The organism is Shewanella sp. AC34-MNA-CIBAN-0136 (assembly GCF_040309945.1).
In the GTDB taxonomy this organism is placed as follows: domain Bacteria; phylum Pseudomonadota; class Gammaproteobacteria; order Enterobacterales; family Shewanellaceae; genus Shewanella.
Genome location: NZ_JBEOPJ010000012.1, coordinates 83,238 through 100,538, shown reverse-complemented (window position 1 = coordinate 100,538; position 17,301 = coordinate 83,238). Strand labels below are relative to the sequence as shown.

Below are 17,301 nucleotides of genomic sequence, written 5' to 3'. Positions count from 1 at the left end.
TTTTAGTCATTTTATGCTTTTTTAAGCTAAATAGAGTTATTTCTGTCAGCAGAATTTGTTACTCTTCAAGCACAGATAAACGCCTGTTTGATAATAAACAAACAACGATTTACTAGTTTAAAGGATGCTTTATGTTGGATAGCTCGAAAATTCAATACCCACCATTACAACTAATACAAACATGGGTATGGATGATGATTGAATCAGGTAACCCTGAACTGCAAGATAAAGGACGTGATAATCTTATTTCAGCGTTTGGCAGTTTAGCTAAGGCCAATGAATACTTAGTACAACATATAAAAAAATAAGGCGCATTGTGCGCCTTATTTTTTTAGGTGTAACTAATCAAATATCAAGCTTTACGACGGTCAAGTACACTCTTATTTAGTGTTGCTAAAAGTGACTCTGTATCATCCCAGCCGATACAAGCATCTGTTACGCTCTGTCCATAACACAATGCACTACCTTCAATAAGGTCTTGGCGTCCTTCAACTAAATGACTTTCAACCATCACACCAAAAATAGCATGATTACCTTGAGATATTTGCCCTGCAACATCATCGGCAACCATCATCTGCTTCTTGTAATCTTTACTACTATTAGCATGGCTAAAATCAATCATAATATTATCTGTCAAACCAGATTTAGCCAGCTGCTTGGCAATATCGGACACGTGTTCGGCACTATAATTAGGCGCCCGACCTCCACGTAAAATAATATGACAATCTGGATTCCCTTTGGTTGACACTATGGCTGAATGACCAAACTTAGTGACCGACAAGAAATGATGTGGAGCGCTCGCAGCTCCAATGGCATCAATAGCCACTTTAATGGTTCCATCGGTACCATTTTTAAATCCTACTGGACAAGATAGCCCCGATGATAGTTCACGGTGTACTTGAGATTCGGTAGTACGTGCACCAATAGCGCCCCAACACATCATGTCAGCAACATATTGAGGCGTGATCATATCTAAAAACTCACCTGCTGTTGGTATACCAGAGTCATTTAAATCAACGAGTAATTTACGAGCGGTCCGTAAACCATCATTTAATTGAAAACTGTTATCCATATACGGATCATTAATTAACCCTTTCCAACCTACTGTCGTTCTCGGCTTTTCAAAATACACTCGCATGACAATTTCAAGCTGATTTTTATACTGTTCCCGCAATTTAACTAAGCGTTGACCATACTCTAAGGCGGCAACAGGATCATGAATTGAACAAGGGCCAATCACCACTAATAAGCGATCATCTTTACGGGCTAGAATTTGATGAATACTGTTACGCGCATTGAAAACAGTTGATGATGCATGTTCGGTTGCCGGAAATCGTTCTAGAATCGCAATGGGTGGAAGCAATTCTTTTATTTCATCGATACGAATATCGTCATTTTGATAATGCATAGTGGTTACAACTCCGGCAAAACGTCTTATGAGTCTGATTCAATAAATAAATCAGCTGATACGATTCATTAAAAATGATAAAAAACCATCGAAAAAATGAACATGAATCATCAATTTAACCAGTATCTATCGACAAATCAATCAAGTATTATTCATCAGTGCCGATAGTAGTGACTATCAGTATGTGATTGGGAATACGTAATAGGAAGCAATAGCAACTGAGCTCACTTGGCTACCCCGTAAACCGAGTATGAAATACACTTATACATTGATTTTTTAGCACCAAATATCACTAAAATAAACTGTCTCATAAAAAAGACACTCTGATGATATTAATATGCTTTACTTTAATGATTAACATCATTAACTCAATACAAGGAAGATGAGCAACTTAATACTTGGCAAGCTATCCAGAGGAGGATAACAGATTGAAATATTTTAATATTTTTTTATTAGGTTCATTGTTAACTCTTTGCAATCCTGCGATTGCCACGTCAGTAGATCCCATCGATGATACGCACGAATTAGTCGAACTCCACTCGCAAAATTACCATACAACGTTGATTCCGATCATTAATAGCATCAGTTTCTCTACCAGTAACAGTATTGCACCCTACTTCTTTACCGATGAAAACACTGGTGTGCAGTATGACCTTCTGAAGGCAGCTCTGGACAGTGAAAATATAGACATAAAAGAGATTGTGCATGCGCCTAATTTGCGTGCGCAGCGCCTAGTCAAAACCAATAAAATAGACTGCATGATCAATGCACCCGATAACGTGGCAGGACTATTTTATACACAGAGCTTGCTTGAATATCAAAATAGCGTGTTTTACTTATCTAGAAATAACCTTAAGATTGAACAAATTACCGATCTTAGCGCATTGTCTATTTTAGGATTCCAAAATTCAAAACAATACTTAGGTGATGAGTTTAAAGACATCGCGAATGCCAACCCTAACTACAGTGAAATCACCAATCAGAAAAGCCAAGTGGTGATGTTATTTAATGGATATGTGGAGGTCATTGTTTTAGAAAGACGAATATTTGAATATTATCGTCATTTACTCAAATCAAAACTCGATACCAGCATACCAGTAACAGAAGTGGCACTCTTTGACCCTGCTCAACGTAAAATTGCCTGTTATGATCAAAAAACGACTAACCGAGTAGATAGTGCCATTACGACACTCAAACAGTCATATCGCTACCAAGAGATACTCGATCTAGCTGAACAAAACAATTATCAACCGCAGTATCAAATACCTTAAAGGTACTAATTTTGTTTAAACGCTTGCAGCTTAATTTGGTAACGTTGCTTATTATTGCTATCACTTAAGGCTAACGCACGTTTAAGGTTTTTCTCAGCCAGACGCTCTTCACCTGTTGCCCAATAAGCCCTAGACAACCCAAAATAAAATTCATGACGATAATCCGCTTTATCAACTGCTCGTTTATACCATATGAGTGCATCTTGATATTGCTTATCAAAATACGCTTGTTGAGCCATGTCAAAATAGTAAAACGGATTATTTATTCTCGCGAGTTCAAGCACTTTATGTATTTGCGCCCATTCATCTAAACGCCCTTGTTCACCTAAAATCAACGCCAAATTGTATAATGTGGTTAAATCTTGCGAGTCAATTTGTAACGCTAAACGATATGCATATTCAGCCTCAACTTCGTAGCCCTTATGTCGATAAATAACCGCTAGAGTATTGATGGCCGCCACATATTGCGGATCCAATTGAATGCTTTTTTTAACCAGTGCATAAGCCGCATCAAAATCAGTTTTAATTAACGCTTCTGCTGCAATATTATTATAAAACATCGCGGTTAGCTGGCGCTTATTAACTGTTTTTTTATGATAAGCACGCACAGAGCGTTCAGGCAAAAAGTCCACTAGAACATCAGTACCTCTAAATAACACAGTGTTATTAGCCCTTGGAGGTAACAAACGTAAATTAACGTGACCATTAACTAAATAAAAACCACCTCGCCTATCCCAAACGGGTTCTACATCTATGTCATTAAACTCCACGGGCACATTTAACGCATCAGCCAACGCCGCCGATAACACAACCAAAGACATACAATTACCTTGACGATTAAGCACCGTTTCACTGGCTGAGCGGGTAACATTATCACGGTACTCAAAACCACCATCTTGTGCGCCTATATATTGAGCCAACCATTCATTAGCCAGAATATTTTGACTGCGAAGAGTACTATCTGCTTGAAACTGTCGCCTAAATTGTGCGACAAACTTATCAGGTAAACGATAAATATCATCAATAGCCACAGTCTCAACAGGCATGAACATTTCATCATGAAATAGGTCAGTAATCTTGATTGCTTTGTTTTGGGGCTGAGTTGATTGACAAGCGCTCATGCTGAAAAGTAAAGCAACAAGCAGTAGATGGGTCCATTGAAGTCGTAAGTGGTCATCCTTGGTAAAGGAATTAACCTCTGTCTTTTTTGGGTGATGAGTAAACATTATTCAGCCCTCAGATAGGAATACGCTATCTAAAAGCATAGTCAATAGATGCCCATTAGGCCAAAACAACCACTACAAGTTTGTAATGGCTTATTAGCTACTGAGGAGGATTTACACTAACAGGAGGATCTATTTGGATAAAAAGTTGTGTGTCTTGATATTCGTAGGGACGATAAAATTGATTGCCACAGCTAAAATAATGAAATGGTGACGTCACGGCTAAACAACCAATAGGCAGTGATTGCAAAATCATTATCTGCTGTTGCTGTCTTAACAACTCTTGCCATTCGTGCTGTTGTAATACACTGTCGCGAACAGCAAAAGCATCAAAAGGCGTTGATGACTGGCGCACCACAACGGTGCCAGCATAGCTTGCTGCGCTTAATAACAAAGATCCCATTAATAAATTTATCAGTATTGGTTTCATCATCACCTCATCACAGATTTCATCATCTAATAGTGTATACGTTAAGCTGGCACATGGCCCTTTATTTACCTCAATTGAGTCAGTAATAACGTTATTAATCTACAAAAAAAACAGAACCCTAAGGTTCTGTTTTCTATGTTAGCTAATAAACTCATTAGCCAGCGGTTTTCACACTCACAAACTCAGGGTAAGCATCTACTCCACAGTCAGAAGCATCCATACCGTTGTACTCTTCTTCTTCTGTCACACGGATACCCATAGTCATTTTTAATACAAACCATACCAGTAACGATGTGGTAAATACCCAAATGAAGATAACCGCAGCACCGTATAGCTGACTGCCAAAACTAGCATCGGCATTTGATAATGGTACTAACATTAGTCCAAGGAATCCCGCAACACCGTGCACCGAAATGGCACCGACTGGATCATCAATTTTAATTCGGTCAAATGCAATCACTGAGAAGATAACAACTGCACCAGCAACCAAACCAATTACACCGGCCATTAACAATGAAGGTGATAAAGGATCAGCAGTAATTGCCACTAAACCCGCTAACGCACCGTTTAAAATCATGGTTAAATCAGCTTTACCCCAAACAACTTTACACACAATAAGCGCTGAGATTGCACCAAATGCGGCGGCAGAGTTAGTGTTTACAAAGATTTTAGCGACAGCACTGGCGTTTTCAGCATCTGAAACCAACAGCTGTGAACCACCGTTGAAACCAAACCAACCCATCCATAAAATGAACATACCTAAAGTAGCCATTGGTAAGTTAGAGCCTGGAATAGGATGAACTTGGCCATTTTCACCATATTTACCTTTACGAGCACCAAGAAGCAGCACACCAGATACTGCAGCTGCAGCACCAGCCATGTGCACAATGCCACTACCAGCAAAGTCAACAAAACCAGCTTCAGAGAGGAATCCACCACCCCATGTCCAGTAACCTTCAATAGGGTAAATAACAGCGGTCATGACGACCGAAAAAGCTAAGAAAGACCATAACTTCATCCGTTCAGCCACAGCACCAGATACTATCGACATTGCCGTAGCAACAAACACGACTTGGAAGAAAAAGTCTGATTCTAAAGCATGGTCTGCACCATCGGCTTGCGAACCGATTAACGAACCAAAAGAAGGAATGAAACCACCTTCTACATTGTCGACATACATGATGTTGTATCCGACGAATAAAAACATCACACATGCAATTGAATATAAACACACGTTTTTAGTTAATATTTCAGTGGTGTTTTTTGAGCGAACTAAGCCGGCTTCTAACATGGCAAAACCCGCTGCCATCCACATAACTAACGCACCTGAAATGAGGAAATAGAACGTGTCTAATGCAAAACGTAGTTCAGTTACCGTCAGGCCTAATTGAGTTAATTCTTCCATAGCAGCCTCCTTATAATGCTTCGTTATCAAGTTCACCCGTACGAATACGGATCGCTTGTTCTAAATCAGTCACAAAAATTTTTCCATCACCTATTTTGCCGGTATGTGCAGCACTGGTAATGGCTTCAATAAGCATGTCCAAATTTTCATCTTTGGTGGCAATTTCTAATTTTACTTTAGGAAGAAAGTCCACTTGATACTCTGCCCCACGATAAAGTTCAGTGTGACCTTTTTGGCGTCCAAAGCCTTTTACTTCAGTAACAGTCATACCTTCAATGCCCATGCCTGCAATGGCTTCACGGACATCATCCAATTTAAATGGCTTGATGATAGCGCTGACGAGTTTCATCTCGACCTCCAAAAGTGTGAAAAAATGTAATTGTTATTAATTTGTTGGATGAGTTAATTCAATCATTAGGCCACTTTTTCAAAATACTGTTATATATAGCTTTTATTTTATTTACTCTTTTATTTATTAACATTAAGGCACCAATCAAGTGCACAAGAAACATCGACGCATCGTTTTGGTGCAGCAAATCATCCACCTTTCATGCTACCTAGCAGCAAGAAACCGGTGAACTATCTCTACATAACACAGATAAAAAAACAGCCCTCAAATGAGGGCTGTTTGTTAGATTTTTCAGGCTTACACCTGAGGAGATTTTTTATGCTAAGTACAACTTATTTATAAGTCGCTTCGCGCTTTTTAGCTTCTTCTTTCCACTTAGGCACCAGTGTTTTCTTAAACTCAGCTTTTTCAGCATTCATGGTTTTCATGTCCATGCCTAATGCTGCTTGTGCTTTTGCTTTCGTTGAAGTGTCAGGGTAAGCAATTGGTTGCTTAACACCTTTTGCACCGAGTAACTGAGCAAGTTTAACGCGAGCATCAGCCGCTTTATCCAATGAAGTACCTAGAATACGTAATACTTCAGCAGGAGCATGTGATGATGCACCATGAGATGCAGTCGCAAAATCCCAACGCCACTGTGAATGACGAATATCCATTAGGATTGGCTTCATTTCAACTTCAGTTGCACCAGCATCCCACGCAGCTTTAGCTTCAAAGTGAGCTTTAACCAATTGAGTTTCAACACGTGCTTTTAAGTCTTGTGCTTTCTGTTTGCTTTCATTAACTTGCTTAACCATAAACTCTTTGCTTTGACTGTGACAAGTTGCACATGTTTCTTCAAAGCGATCAAATGGGTTACCCACTTTATGGTCTGTAAATTTGCGGCCTTTGTCATTAGTCACTTTAGGCATATGACAATCAACACAACTCACGTTATTTTGACCGTGAACACCCATTTTCCAAGTTTCATAACCAGGGTGTTGTGCTTTTAGCATAGGAGTTTTAGACACAGCATGAGTCCAATCAGAGAACTCCATGTTGTCGTAATACACTTCCATTTGCTCAACAGTGGTACCCATATCCCAAGGGAATTTAACGAAACCAGGACGTTCAGCCGTTTTCTCGAAATAATATTCTACGTGACATTGAGCACACACCATTGACTGCTTGTCTTTACGAGAAGCTTTATCAAATGGAGTATTCAATGTTGTCATTGCGCGTTCTGCAAACGGACGAGACATACGTAACTTAGATGAGCCTTTTTCATGACAATCGCCACAACCAAGAACATTGACAATTTCTGGACCGCCTTTAGCCCACTTGCCACTGAAATAGCCATCTTCGCCCTGCTCTTCAATCACACGAGGCACATCAGGACTTTTACAGCTCCAACACGCCATTGGCATTGGACCATCTTCAGCATTTTTTGGCGCACCGGTACGCAATGAATTCGTTACGTCAGTAACCGCATACATATGACCTCGTGGTGCATTGTAATCTTTAGCAAAGCCGTAGCCTGCCCACAATACGACTAGACTAGGTACTTTTTCCAACATATCGACAACTTCTTTGCTTTCATCAGTTGCATGCCAGCTGTCATATTGCTTAGAAAATTTATCTTTATAAACCTCATTTCGAGGCTCCGTTTTATCACTCGCCATTGCGCCAGCAGCTAAAAAACTGGCTGCCATCACTGCACTCAGTGCAATTGATTTCATATTCATCTTCATCACCCTTTATCTCCGTGTTACATTATATTTAATTTAATAATCACGACATCTCCAAAGTCAAAGTTAGCGATTTAACACCGCTTTAAATATACCCCTTATGGGGTATAGCGATGAAAGTTTGCGCCAGATCAACATGTAAACAGGATGTATTTCACAGTTTTGTAAACTTGTTAATGTTATCAACCCATACCTAATGTAGAACACACTATTGGACATCATATAAAACAGTACTTTTGACTTATTTTTAATCACTAATCGCTATCAACAGCAGGATTTTATGTTTACTCGTGGCAGCCTTACTTCCACCATTTTAAGTTTAATGCTCATTTTAATTTTGTTGTCATCAAGCTTAGCGGTGTTTTCTATCGTCAATTTAACCTTCAGCTTAGGCGATGCCAAAGGCATCAACGCCTCAGGCTCACTGCGAATGCAAAGTTATAGGCTGTTGTTGTATACCAATGCCGGCAGTAGTAATACCGATGAAAAAATTACTGCATTCGAAAATACACTTAGTTCAGAAGCACTTAAACGCTCTCTTCAATGGTATAGCCCCAAAGAGCTGCGAGACCAATATTTATTGGTTATCGATAAATGGCAAGTGATGAGAGTGTATATTGAAGAAGGGAATACGCGACTTTACTCAGCCTCATTAACCGACTTTGTCGACACCATTGATACCTTGGTATTAAAGATGGAATTGTTCGCGGCCTTTAAATTAAAGTTATTGGTTATTGGGCAGATTATCGGCTTATTTATTTTACTTGTTATCGCTTTCTTTGCCGTAGTATTCACACGTAAACGGGTTGTTAAACCATTGCAATTGTTGATGGATAGCGCAGCAACTATTTCGAAAGGTAACTTCAAAGTTGAGATGCCTAAAACGGGTTATATAGAACTGACGGCTCTAGGTAATGCACTGCAAAAGACGGCAGCGGAATTAGCCCATTTATATGAAGATTTAGAAAACCAAGTGAACGAAAAAACCTTGGCATTAACCCGAGCAAACAATGAGCTAAAGTTTTTATACGACAATCTACTCATGTTACATGCTGATAAACTCGACTATAAAGCATTACAATCTGCAATCAATCAGCTGAAATATTATGAAGACTTAACCTTTCTTCGCTTAGTCGTTGAGCATGATGATGGCTCTAAAGACGTTATTAAAGCTGAAGGCGGCTGGCCTGATGAGTTAGCCACTGAATCGGTACAGTTTCCGCTATTAATAGAAAAGACCCAAATGGGCTATTTAGATGTAATATCTAATAAGCCATTGAATAAATTATTGTTTGAAAACTTCGCCATGATGTTAACCCGTTCAATTACTATCCATAATGCTACTGAACAACGGCAGCAACTGGCGCTACTGGAAGAACGTGCGGTCATCGCTAGAGAATTACATGATTCAATTGGGCAATTATTATCTTTTCTGAAAATCCAGGTGAGTTTATTACGTAAAAGTCTTGCTCACAGTTGTCGTAGCCCTGAAGTAGAAGGTCAATTGACAGAGATTAATGAAGGTGTCAGTACTGCTTATGTACAATTACGTGAACTGTTATCAACCTTTAGATTAACCATTAAAGAGCCTAATTTAAGTCAAGCTATTGAAGTTATGTTGGATCAATTACGTCATCAAACGAATATCAATATCCAATTGAATTACAAGATATCAGCACATTTACTTGAAGCTAAACAACACATTCATATTTTACAATTAATTCGCGAAGCGACATTAAATGCAATTAAACACGCTAACCCTGCTCATATAGTGGTAGATTGTCAGTTAACAAATAATGGCATGATTACTATTACAATATGTGATGATGGCATTGGCGTGACACATTTAGCTGAACGAGATCAGCATTTTGGTATTGGCATCATGCATGAACGCGCCAACAAACTGAATGGTATCGTTTCGTTCAATAGTAACCAGCTCGGCGGTACTACTGTTACGCTGAGTTTTCCACCTCAACAGGAGCCTTTAAATGGGTAAGCCGTATTCCGTACTTGTTGTCGATGATCATCCATTATTACGCCGTGGTATTTGCCAATTAATCACCTCCGACGGTGACTTTTCGCTTTTTGGTGAAACGGGCACGGGACTAGAAGCTCTTACCGCCGTAGCCGAAGATGAACCCGATATTATTTTGCTCGATTTGAATATGAAAGGCATGTCTGGGCTTGATACTCTCAATGCTATGCGTCAAGAAGGTGTAACAGCAAGAATTGTGATTTTAACCGTCTCAGACGCTAAACAAGATGTCATTAGACTACTGCGAGCGGGTGCTGACGGCTATTTACTCAAAGACACTGAGCCTGATTTACTGTTAGAGCAACTCAAAAAAGCCATGCTGGGTCACCGAGTCATTAGTGATGAAGTAGAAGCTTATCTTTATGAGTTGAAAAATACGATTGACGACAACAGCTGGATAGAGAATTTAACCCCGCGTGAATTACAAATATTGCAGGAGCTGGCGGAAGGTAAAAGTAATCGAATGATCGCCGAAGACTTACACATCAGCGAAGGCACTGTTAAAGTTCATGTGAAGAATTTACTGCGTAAAGCAAATGCTAAATCTCGCACTGAAATGGCGGTACGCTACCTTAACAATTAGCCCCACGCAAAAGTTCAAACCACACTTAACAACAAGGCCACATAAACGTGGTTTTGTTGTTATTTAACTCCCGCTAGAAATAAGAAATGGCTATTTATCGTTAATAAATGCTAACCAGCTTTGCAGCACCGACTCAAAGTCTTCCAGACCACAATAACACTCAGATTCCGCATTATACAGGTTCATGGAGTCTTCTAATAAGTGCTCTTCCTCAAAATCAATCACACTGGCAAACACTCTCACTTGCTCAGAGTCAATGTCGATAGTTAACTCTCCACCAACATCTAGCAAATGGCCAAGCGCCCCAGATTTGATTAACACTATCTGGGTGAGAATATGATTAGCTTTGCTCTTGTCGTCACCAAGCTCTTCAGCAAACCATCTGCCTAACACTTCATGACCCATGCTAAATTCAGCAAAGACCGTGCCTTCTAGGCGATTTCGACGAAATTGATATTCCATACTAGTACTCTTTTATTAGCATTTTTTCTATTTTAACCGATGAACGGCCACTCTGCTGCTCGTTAGTTCAGCAAATATTGCGCTTGATGGTTAAATGCACGATAAATAAAGGATTTCATTTTATAAGGTGGTTTTAAACTTGGGCTAGATAAAAAAATAGCGTAAATTATTGCGATAGTGATCACATGGAATCTCTAATAATGAATAATGGTTTTATATACAGTTTATTGCTTACCGGCCCCAATGTTGGCCAGTCACTTACCGCGGAACAAATAGCACAATGGCAGCCTGCTGATGGGCTGTTGTGGTTACATCTGCGATATCGTGAACCTAAAGCTCGTAAATGGATCCTCAACTCCGGCTTACAGAGGGTTGAGATGGATACTCTGTTGGCCACTGATACTCGTCCACGAGTATTAAGTTCCGACAAAGGAATTTTACTGGCGTTACGAGGAGTTAATTTAAACCCAAACTCCGATCCAGAAGACATGGTCGCAGTGCGGATCTACGCTGAAGAGCACAAGATCATCTCAACCTGCGAGCGCCAGTTACAATCGGTGATTGATGTTGCCGATGCGATAACACAAGGCAAAGGTCCGGTTGATAGTGCAGCGTTTATCATGGCCATTTGTGAGCGTCTGACGCAACGTAAAGTGGAGTTTATTGGCAAACTGGAAGAGCAGCTCGATGAATTAGAAGAACGCGTTGTCACTCAAGTAAACAAAACCTTACGTACTGACATTGCCGAGCTGCGCAGACAAACCGTAGTATTGCGTCGCTACCTCGCGCCCCAACGAGAAGCATTTTCTCGTATGCTACAAGAAGCCAGCGAACTATTTGACGACAATGATAAAGTCCGCTTACGTGAAATACACGAAACCCTTATTCGAGTAATAGAAGATCTTGATGCAATACGCGATCGAGCCAGCGTTACGCAGGAAGAGCTTCAATCACAACAGTCAGAACAAGTGAATCAGAGACTGTATTTCTTATCATTGATTTCGGCGGTATTTTTACCATTAGGTTTTTTAACAGGTTTATTGGGCGTCAATATTGGCGGAATACCTGGCGCTGAATCAAATTGGGCTTTTGCCGCATTCTGTGGCGGATTGTTTGCGCTGATAGGTTTGCAAATGTACTTATTCTACCGTTTGAAATGGCTATAATCCGTCTCTAATATACATGATGGACATTGATCTGCTGAGGGTTAACTACTCGTCAGGAGCGGCTAATTTGCACGTAATGATTAGCGGAGTTAACTTGGTATTACCTAACGTTAAACGACTAACGAGATACGCTAACGTTGAGCAATATAAAGCGACGGAGTTAATCACTTATCCAAGGCCATTCTAAGCAAATTTAACTGTAAACAAAAAAGGACACCGAAGCGTCCTTTTTAATTTATATTTATCAGTCTTTTAACGACTGAAACAATGTTGATATTACTTAGTTTCTACTGCAGCAGGTGTTTTCTCTACTGACATTAATTCAACTTCAAAAACCAATGTTGAGTTAGCAGGAATAGTGCCAGTATCACGTTCGCCATAAGCTAATTCTGATGGGATAACAAACTTATACTTAGCGCCTACAGGCATTAACTGTACGCCTTCAGTCCAACCAGGAATAACACGGTTTAGTGGGAACTTAGCCGTTTCACCACGAGCATATGAACTGTCAAATTCGGTGCCATCAATTAACGTGCCACGGTAATGAACTTCAACAGTATCTTCAGCAGCAGGCTTTTCACCACTACCGGCCTCTAATACTTCGTACTGTAAACCAGACTCAGTCGTGGTTACGCCTTCTTTGGCTTTATTGTCTTCTAAGAATTTTTTGCCATCTGCAATTGATTTAGCAGCTAACGTTTCAGCTTGCTCTAAGCGCTTGTCGTTTAGTTTTTTATCTAGGTTTTGTAATACAGTCTGCATTTCTTCTTCAGTTAACTGCATTTCTTCGCCTAAGCCATCGCTAAAGCCTTTAATCACCATAGCGCGGTCAACAGCAAAGCCTAATTCTTCTTGCTCTTTAATGTGACCAGACATGTACTTACCAATTGAACCACCAACACTATATGCTTCTTTTTGAACGTCAGTTGTCAATTCAACTTTCTTTTGAGCAACGTCTTGTTCCTGATTACACGCAGTAAGGCCAACAACGGCTAATGCAACTAACGATAATTTGTAAATAGATTTCATTAAAGCTTCCTCAGCATCCTATAGTGGTTACAATAACCTTAATACATTCAATCAATGAGATGTTTAATTGGTCATGTTCTCTTGCCACTTTATACTAGTTAAAACGGTTATACCATTGGGTAAACCTTATATGACAAGGTTTAGGACAATAATTCAAGGAGCAAGTTCATGATACGCGTTCCAATGCTGTTTTTTTGGCCAACTCTAGTCTTAGTAAGCCTATTATCTGCATGCCAACCAACAGCGACGAAAGTTAAGGTCATCACTACTGATGCCAGTTATAGTGCAAGTTTGTCAAATGATGCAACCATCGCCTTGGTTAGCACGGCTCATAATGGCGTACAGGTATGGGATCTTACTGACTCAACGTTGTCTTACCAGTGGCTCCAAGGCCAACAACAAAATACCAGTAACGTCATTGATACTGCGATATCAGCAAATAGCCTTTATGCTGCAACAATTAGCAGCCACTCACTTGCAATATGGCGATTAACCGATGGTTCATCTGTCGGATGGTGGTCTTTGCCTTCTTATGCGCAAAGTGTCGCCATCGCTAATACAGGGCAAACCCTTGTGGGTTTAGTCGATGGCTCTGTGATGTCATTGTCACCTGAAAAATCACGCTTAATTCAATTTTTGGGCCATCAAGAAAAAGTGAATAGCGTGTCTATTAGTGCCGATGGCAATACAGCATTAAGCGGCGGGAATGATGGTAAAGTATTACTTTGGCAAGCCCAAACGGGTCAACCATTACAACAATGGCAGTTAACATCCCGCATCACTAAAGTGGCGATTAACGATTCAGCGACTCTCAGCTTTGCAAGCGATATCACTGGTAATGCCACCCTGTGGCAGTCGGATACCGGTAAACCAATAAGTCATCTCGATATTAATCGACGCCAAATGAATTTTTCAAGTGCTCGCTTTGTTAATAATGACCAGCAATTACTCACAGGTACGCCATCAAGAGAAATCTTTTTATGGCAAATAGACTCAGGTAAACGACTTTCTCGCTGGCAAGTTCAATTGAGTAAAAACACCCAAAACAAAGGCGCTGTAGTATACTCTGCCGCAATGATAGCACCTGGCTCGATAGTCAGTATTAGCAGCCAAGGTTTAGTTGAATATTGGCAGTAATAACTAATGTAATAATTCAGTAATAAGAGGTCGACATGGAAAGCGTTTTACAAAAGATTGATGATCTTGAAATGAAATTATCATTTCAAGATATCTCCATTGAAGAGTTAAACCAAGAAGTGATAAAACTCAATGCATTAGTTGCCAGACAGCAACAGCAAATGCTATTAATGGTTAATAAACTGCATTCTATTGAGCCTAGTAACATGGCGTCTTCTGCCGAAGAGACTCCACCACCACATTACTAAAGCCTTGCGACCATACAAGATATTTTAGGATACTTTGACTGCTATCATAGTCAGCTTATAGTCAGCTTATAGTCAGCTGATATTCAGCAAATATGATATAGACTGTATTGAAATCGAGTGAATGGTCAGTACCATAGAATGAGACTATGCAAGTAATAACCTTGCTTACTCATAACAATTTAAACCATAAATAAGATTAACCTAGGTCGTCATCTAACGCGAATAACAAGGACAGCCGTCACCTATGCAGCTAAAGCCACTACTCAGCATTGCTACCACAGGCGAACAGATACTGACTCAAATTGCTGAGCCAGTGACGGTGTTTGACGACGCATTACATACCTTAGCTGATAACATGCTCAGCACTATGCTAAATGCAAATGGCGTCGGTATTGCGGCAACGCAAGTGTTCAGCAACGTAGCAATGTTTATCATGGCGTCAAATCCTAACGAACGTTATCCCCATGCGCCATCAATGCCTCCAACGGTAGTCATAAACCCACAGATTCTATCGGCATCTGCCGCAACAGAAACAGATGTAGAAGGTTGCTTATCCATTCCAGGTCAGCGGCTATCTATTGCGCGACACAGCGAAATAGAAGTTCAGTATCAGTCGCTTGATGGCCAGTTACATCAACAAACATTAACGGGATTTGTTGCGCGTATTTTTCAACATGAATATGACCACCTGCAGGGTATTACTTTACTTGAACGGGTCAACCTCATGACACCTCAGATACTGGTGCCACAATGTTAAGAACATTCTGTATTGGGTTGAGTCTCATTATTGGCCTATCCGGTTGTGCCTTTAATAGTGTATTTGTTAACTATCCATCGCAAATAGCGCCATACAAGCAACAACTCAATAGCGATTCACCAACAGCAAAAATCACTGATTTGGCCGACAATATTAGCGGCAATGATGGCTTACTTTACGCCCAAGAGTCTGGGCGTATTATGCAAATTGCGGGTGACTTTAGCGGCAGTAAAACCTATTACCAACAAGCCATTGACGATTATCAAGTTTTTGATGATAAAGCCATCGTGAGTGCCAGTAAATTAGGTGCAGGGGCGAGCAGTCTTTTACTCAACGATAATGCCATTCCTTATCGAGGTCCGGGTTATGAGCGTATTATGTTGCATCAATATCAGGCACTTAATTATTTATTTAGTGGCGACGCTCAAGGGGCATTAGTAGAAGTTCGCCGCAGTAATGAATTGCAAAGTATGGAACAAGCACGCTATCAGAAATCACAAAAATCAGTGCAAGACATGGCCAATGGCACCATTGACGCGCAAGTAGCCCAATTAAGCAAAGAAGCCGGCAATGTCACCAGTTCATTTCTAAACGCTTACAGCTATTACACTACTGGCTTGTTGCACGAGCTCGCCAACGAGCCTAATGATGCGTTTATTGATTATCGCAAAGCAGCACAAATTACCCCAGACAATGTGTATTTACAGCAAGATTTAGTTCGTTTAGCTAAACAACTGGGGATGCCTCAATACGACGAATTTAAACGTCGCTGGGGAGAAGCGGTAATGCCTACACCCGACCAAGGCCAAGTTGTGTTTATTATTGAACGTGATTTTGTACCAGAAAAACAGAGTATTACGGTACCTTTTCCACTTAACGGTAATATCCAATCCGCGTCATTGGCGACCTATCAACCACAACGTCAGTTAGTCAATAACAGCCAAATCCAAGGGTTAGACGCGCCACTCACAGCACAAACTATTGCTAACATTGATGCGTTAGCCATTAATGCCTTAAAAGAAGATTTACCCGCTGCGTTGTTTCGACAAGCCGCAAGAGTTTATGCTAAATACCAAATGAATCGCAGTGTACAAAACAGTAGTCAACGAGCCAATAATCAAGTTGATGCTGCTGCGATGATAATGCAAATATTTAATGTTATCACCGAGCAAGCCGACCGTAGAAGTTGGTTAACCCTGCCACGTCAGGCTCAAATTGCTCGACAATTTATCGATGCCGGCAGCTATAATGTTCGCTTAAATAGCAGCCAAAATGTAAATATTGACGTAAAACCAAACCGTACAACATTAATTTGGGCAATAGAGACTGGAAATCGTACCCGTTTTTATTCGATAATCATCTGATAGACGATAATTGCTTATCAACTGTCACTCATCACCAATGGAATTTACTATGAAAAATTTGAAACTGATATTTGTATTAGCTGCAGTAATGGGGCTGAGCGCCTGTCAATCTAAAGTAGAGTATGGTGACGCGACGGAAGTCGAAACCGTTAACGAAAACTTCGGTTCAACTGATCTGCAAGTCATCGCAGCAAAAATGGTCGACAGCATGATGGCATTCCCACCTGTTGTGGTAATGACACAGAGCAACCGCCCGATTGTATTTGTGGATAAAATTAAAAATAAAACTTCTGAACATATCGATACAGAATCAGTGACCGACACCATTAGCAATAAACTATTACGCTCTGGTAAGTTCCGTTTTATTGATATGACTAAGGTTGATACTGTACGCAAACAACTTGATTATCAAAACAATGCTGGCATGGTAGACCCATCTACGGCAATTAAATTTGGCCGTCAAATTGGCGCGCAATATATGCTTTATGGCAACTTATCAAGCATCGTTAAACAAGATGGCAGCACCAAAGATGTTTACTACAAAATGACCATGCGGTTAATGGATCTTGAAACTGGCTTAATTGAATGGTCAGATGAAAAAGAAATCCGTAAAATGAAATCAAAGTCTTTTTTAGGCTTATAAATCACTACTCATAGCACTAAAGCCGACATTGTTGTCGGCTTTTTCATACATCAAATAAAAAGTT

18 protein-coding genes are annotated in these 17,301 nt (G+C 40.2%); 10 read left to right on the top strand and 8 right to left on the bottom strand.

Annotated elements, in window-relative coordinates; translation table 11 throughout:
- Window positions 1-131: 131 nt before the first annotated feature.
- Entirely contained in the window at window positions 132-308 is a 177-nt protein-coding gene (locus AAEY94_RS13365) for a hypothetical protein (RefSeq protein ID WP_011636116.1), read from the top strand.
- 44 nt (window positions 309-352) lie between these two features.
- Here the strand turns inward: AAEY94_RS13365 and aroG are convergent, their stop codons facing one another.
- Complete coding sequence (aroG, locus tag AAEY94_RS13360; protein WP_101085310.1) at window positions 353-1,408, bottom strand: 3-deoxy-7-phosphoheptulonate synthase AroG; 1,056 nt, start codon at window positions 1,406-1,408, stop codon at window positions 353-355.
- Window positions 1,409-1,836: 428 nt separating this feature from the next.
- Between aroG and AAEY94_RS13355 the strand changes: the two genes are divergently transcribed.
- Complete coding sequence (locus tag AAEY94_RS13355) at window positions 1,837-2,679, top strand: substrate-binding periplasmic protein (protein ID WP_101085309.1); 843 nt, start codon at window positions 1,837-1,839, stop codon at window positions 2,677-2,679.
- A 5-nt stretch (window positions 2,680-2,684) separates the two neighbouring features.
- Here AAEY94_RS13355 and AAEY94_RS13350 read toward each other — a convergent pair whose 3' ends face one another.
- The 5 genes from AAEY94_RS13350 to nrfA all read right to left on the bottom strand — a co-directional run bounded on the left by AAEY94_RS13350 (window position 2,685) and on the right by nrfA (window position 7,810).
- Window positions 2,685-3,905, bottom strand: coding sequence for a tetratricopeptide repeat protein (locus AAEY94_RS13350; RefSeq protein ID WP_101085308.1), 1,221 nt, complete (start codon window positions 3,903-3,905; stop codon window positions 2,685-2,687).
- A gap of 97 nt (window positions 3,906-4,002) precedes the next feature.
- Window positions 4,003-4,335 carry a hypothetical protein gene (locus AAEY94_RS13345; protein WP_392341409.1) on the bottom strand — a complete coding sequence of 111 codons (333 nt, stop codon included), beginning with the start codon at window positions 4,333-4,335 and terminating at the stop codon, window positions 4,003-4,005.
- A gap of 151 nt (window positions 4,336-4,486) precedes the next feature.
- Window positions 4,487-5,737 carry an ammonium transporter AmtB gene (locus tag AAEY94_RS13340; RefSeq protein ID WP_101085306.1) on the bottom strand — a complete coding sequence of 417 codons (1,251 nt, stop codon included), beginning with the start codon at window positions 5,735-5,737 and terminating at the stop codon, window positions 4,487-4,489.
- Between the two features lie 10 nt (window positions 5,738-5,747).
- The gene (gene glnK / locus AAEY94_RS13335) at window positions 5,748-6,086 is read right to left on the bottom strand and encodes a P-II family nitrogen regulator (RefSeq protein WP_011636110.1); all 339 of its coding nucleotides are present in this window, start codon (window positions 6,084-6,086) and stop codon (window positions 5,748-5,750) included.
- Window positions 6,087-6,418: 332 nt separating this feature from the next.
- On the bottom strand, window positions 6,419-7,810 hold the full coding sequence (gene nrfA / locus AAEY94_RS13330) for an ammonia-forming nitrite reductase cytochrome c552 subunit (RefSeq protein ID WP_192114231.1): 1,392 nt from the start codon (window positions 7,808-7,810) through the stop codon (window positions 6,419-6,421).
- 283 nt (window positions 7,811-8,093) lie between these two features.
- Between nrfA and narQ the strand changes: the two genes are divergently transcribed.
- A complete protein-coding gene (gene narQ, locus AAEY94_RS13325; protein WP_101085304.1) occupies window positions 8,094-9,809 on the top strand; it encodes a nitrate/nitrite two-component system sensor histidine kinase NarQ in 1,716 nt (571 codons plus the stop codon).
- A complete protein-coding gene (locus tag AAEY94_RS13320; protein WP_101085303.1) occupies window positions 9,802-10,431 on the top strand; it encodes a response regulator in 630 nt (209 codons plus the stop codon). Before narQ ends, AAEY94_RS13320 begins: the two co-directional genes overlap by 8 nt.
- Window positions 10,432-10,521: 90 nt before the next feature.
- On the opposite strand, the gene AAEY94_RS13315 is transcribed toward AAEY94_RS13320, so the two are convergent.
- Window positions 10,522-10,893: a YacL family protein gene (locus tag AAEY94_RS13315; RefSeq protein ID WP_101085302.1), complete on the bottom strand. Its 372-nt coding sequence runs from the start codon at window positions 10,891-10,893 to the stop codon at window positions 10,522-10,524.
- Window positions 10,894-11,093: 200 nt separating this feature from the next.
- Between AAEY94_RS13315 and AAEY94_RS13310 the strand changes: the two genes are divergently transcribed.
- The gene (locus AAEY94_RS13310; RefSeq protein ID WP_192114244.1) at window positions 11,094-12,059 is read left to right on the top strand and encodes a zinc transporter ZntB; all 966 of its coding nucleotides are present in this window, start codon (window positions 11,094-11,096) and stop codon (window positions 12,057-12,059) included.
- Window positions 12,060-12,335: 276 nt separating this feature from the next.
- Here AAEY94_RS13310 and fkpA read toward each other — a convergent pair whose 3' ends face one another.
- Entirely contained in the window at window positions 12,336-13,088 is a 753-nt protein-coding gene (fkpA, locus tag AAEY94_RS13305) for an FKBP-type peptidyl-prolyl cis-trans isomerase (protein ID WP_101085300.1), read from the bottom strand.
- A gap of 168 nt (window positions 13,089-13,256) precedes the next feature.
- Here fkpA and AAEY94_RS13300 point away from each other — a divergent pair, with 168 nt between their 5' ends.
- From AAEY94_RS13300 to lpoB, 5 genes are all read left to right on the top strand, one after another.
- Window positions 13,257-14,225 carry a WD40 repeat domain-containing protein gene (locus AAEY94_RS13300; RefSeq protein WP_101085299.1) on the top strand — a complete coding sequence of 323 codons (969 nt, stop codon included), beginning with the start codon at window positions 13,257-13,259 and terminating at the stop codon, window positions 14,223-14,225.
- A gap of 35 nt (window positions 14,226-14,260) precedes the next feature.
- Window positions 14,261-14,473 carry a SlyX family protein gene (locus AAEY94_RS13295; RefSeq protein ID WP_011638679.1) on the top strand — a complete coding sequence of 71 codons (213 nt, stop codon included), beginning with the start codon at window positions 14,261-14,263 and terminating at the stop codon, window positions 14,471-14,473.
- A gap of 244 nt (window positions 14,474-14,717) precedes the next feature.
- The gene (def, locus tag AAEY94_RS13290; protein ID WP_101085298.1) at window positions 14,718-15,230 is read left to right on the top strand and encodes a peptide deformylase; all 513 of its coding nucleotides are present in this window, start codon (window positions 14,718-14,720) and stop codon (window positions 15,228-15,230) included.
- Entirely contained in the window at window positions 15,224-16,594 is a 1,371-nt protein-coding gene (locus AAEY94_RS13285; RefSeq protein WP_350979027.1) for a COG3014 family protein, read from the top strand. Before def ends, AAEY94_RS13285 begins: the two co-directional genes overlap by 7 nt.
- A 49-nt stretch (window positions 16,595-16,643) precedes the next feature.
- Window positions 16,644-17,237 (top strand): penicillin-binding protein activator LpoB, encoded by a 594-nt coding sequence (gene lpoB / locus AAEY94_RS13280; protein ID WP_174839654.1) that lies wholly within the window; start codon window positions 16,644-16,646, stop codon window positions 17,235-17,237.
- Window positions 17,238-17,301: the final 64 nt, after the last annotated feature.

What these genes read in the sequence shown, in the direction of transcription:
- def (WP_101085298.1), top strand. Translation starts at nt 14,718, where the DNA reads ATGCAGCTAAAGCCACTACTCAGCATTGCTACCACAGGCGAACAGATA.
- fkpA (WP_101085300.1), bottom strand. Translation starts at nt 13,088, where the DNA reads ATGAAATCTATTTACAAATTATCGTTAGTTGCATTAGCCGTTGTTGGC.
- AAEY94_RS13310 (WP_192114244.1), top strand. Translation starts at nt 11,094, where the DNA reads ATGAATAATGGTTTTATATACAGTTTATTGCTTACCGGCCCCAATGTT.
- AAEY94_RS13340 (WP_101085306.1), bottom strand. Translation starts at nt 5,737, where the DNA reads ATGGAAGAATTAACTCAATTAGGCCTGACGGTAACTGAACTACGTTTT.
- AAEY94_RS13285 (WP_350979027.1), top strand. Translation starts at nt 15,224, where the DNA reads ATGTTAAGAACATTCTGTATTGGGTTGAGTCTCATTATTGGCCTATCC.
- AAEY94_RS13300 (WP_101085299.1), top strand. Translation starts at nt 13,257, where the DNA reads ATGATACGCGTTCCAATGCTGTTTTTTTGGCCAACTCTAGTCTTAGTA.
- nrfA (WP_192114231.1), bottom strand. Translation starts at nt 7,810, where the DNA reads ATGAATATGAAATCAATTGCACTGAGTGCAGTGATGGCAGCCAGTTTT.
- AAEY94_RS13365 (WP_011636116.1), top strand. Translation starts at nt 132, where the DNA reads ATGTTGGATAGCTCGAAAATTCAATACCCACCATTACAACTAATACAA.
- glnK (WP_011636110.1), bottom strand. Translation starts at nt 6,086, where the DNA reads ATGAAACTCGTCAGCGCTATCATCAAGCCATTTAAATTGGATGATGTC.
- AAEY94_RS13345 (WP_392341409.1), bottom strand. Translation starts at nt 4,335, where the DNA reads ATGATGAAACCAATACTGATAAATTTATTAATGGGATCTTTGTTATTA.
- narQ (WP_101085304.1), top strand. Translation starts at nt 8,094, where the DNA reads ATGTTTACTCGTGGCAGCCTTACTTCCACCATTTTAAGTTTAATGCTC.
- AAEY94_RS13315 (WP_101085302.1), bottom strand. Translation starts at nt 10,893, where the DNA reads ATGGAATATCAATTTCGTCGAAATCGCCTAGAAGGCACGGTCTTTGCT.
- AAEY94_RS13295 (WP_011638679.1), top strand. Translation starts at nt 14,261, where the DNA reads ATGGAAAGCGTTTTACAAAAGATTGATGATCTTGAAATGAAATTATCA.
- aroG (WP_101085310.1), bottom strand. Translation starts at nt 1,408, where the DNA reads ATGCATTATCAAAATGACGATATTCGTATCGATGAAATAAAAGAATTG.
- lpoB (WP_174839654.1), top strand. Translation starts at nt 16,644, where the DNA reads ATGAAAAATTTGAAACTGATATTTGTATTAGCTGCAGTAATGGGGCTG.
- AAEY94_RS13350 (WP_101085308.1), bottom strand. Translation starts at nt 3,905, where the DNA reads ATGTTTACTCATCACCCAAAAAAGACAGAGGTTAATTCCTTTACCAAG.
- AAEY94_RS13320 (WP_101085303.1), top strand. Translation starts at nt 9,802, where the DNA reads ATGGGTAAGCCGTATTCCGTACTTGTTGTCGATGATCATCCATTATTA.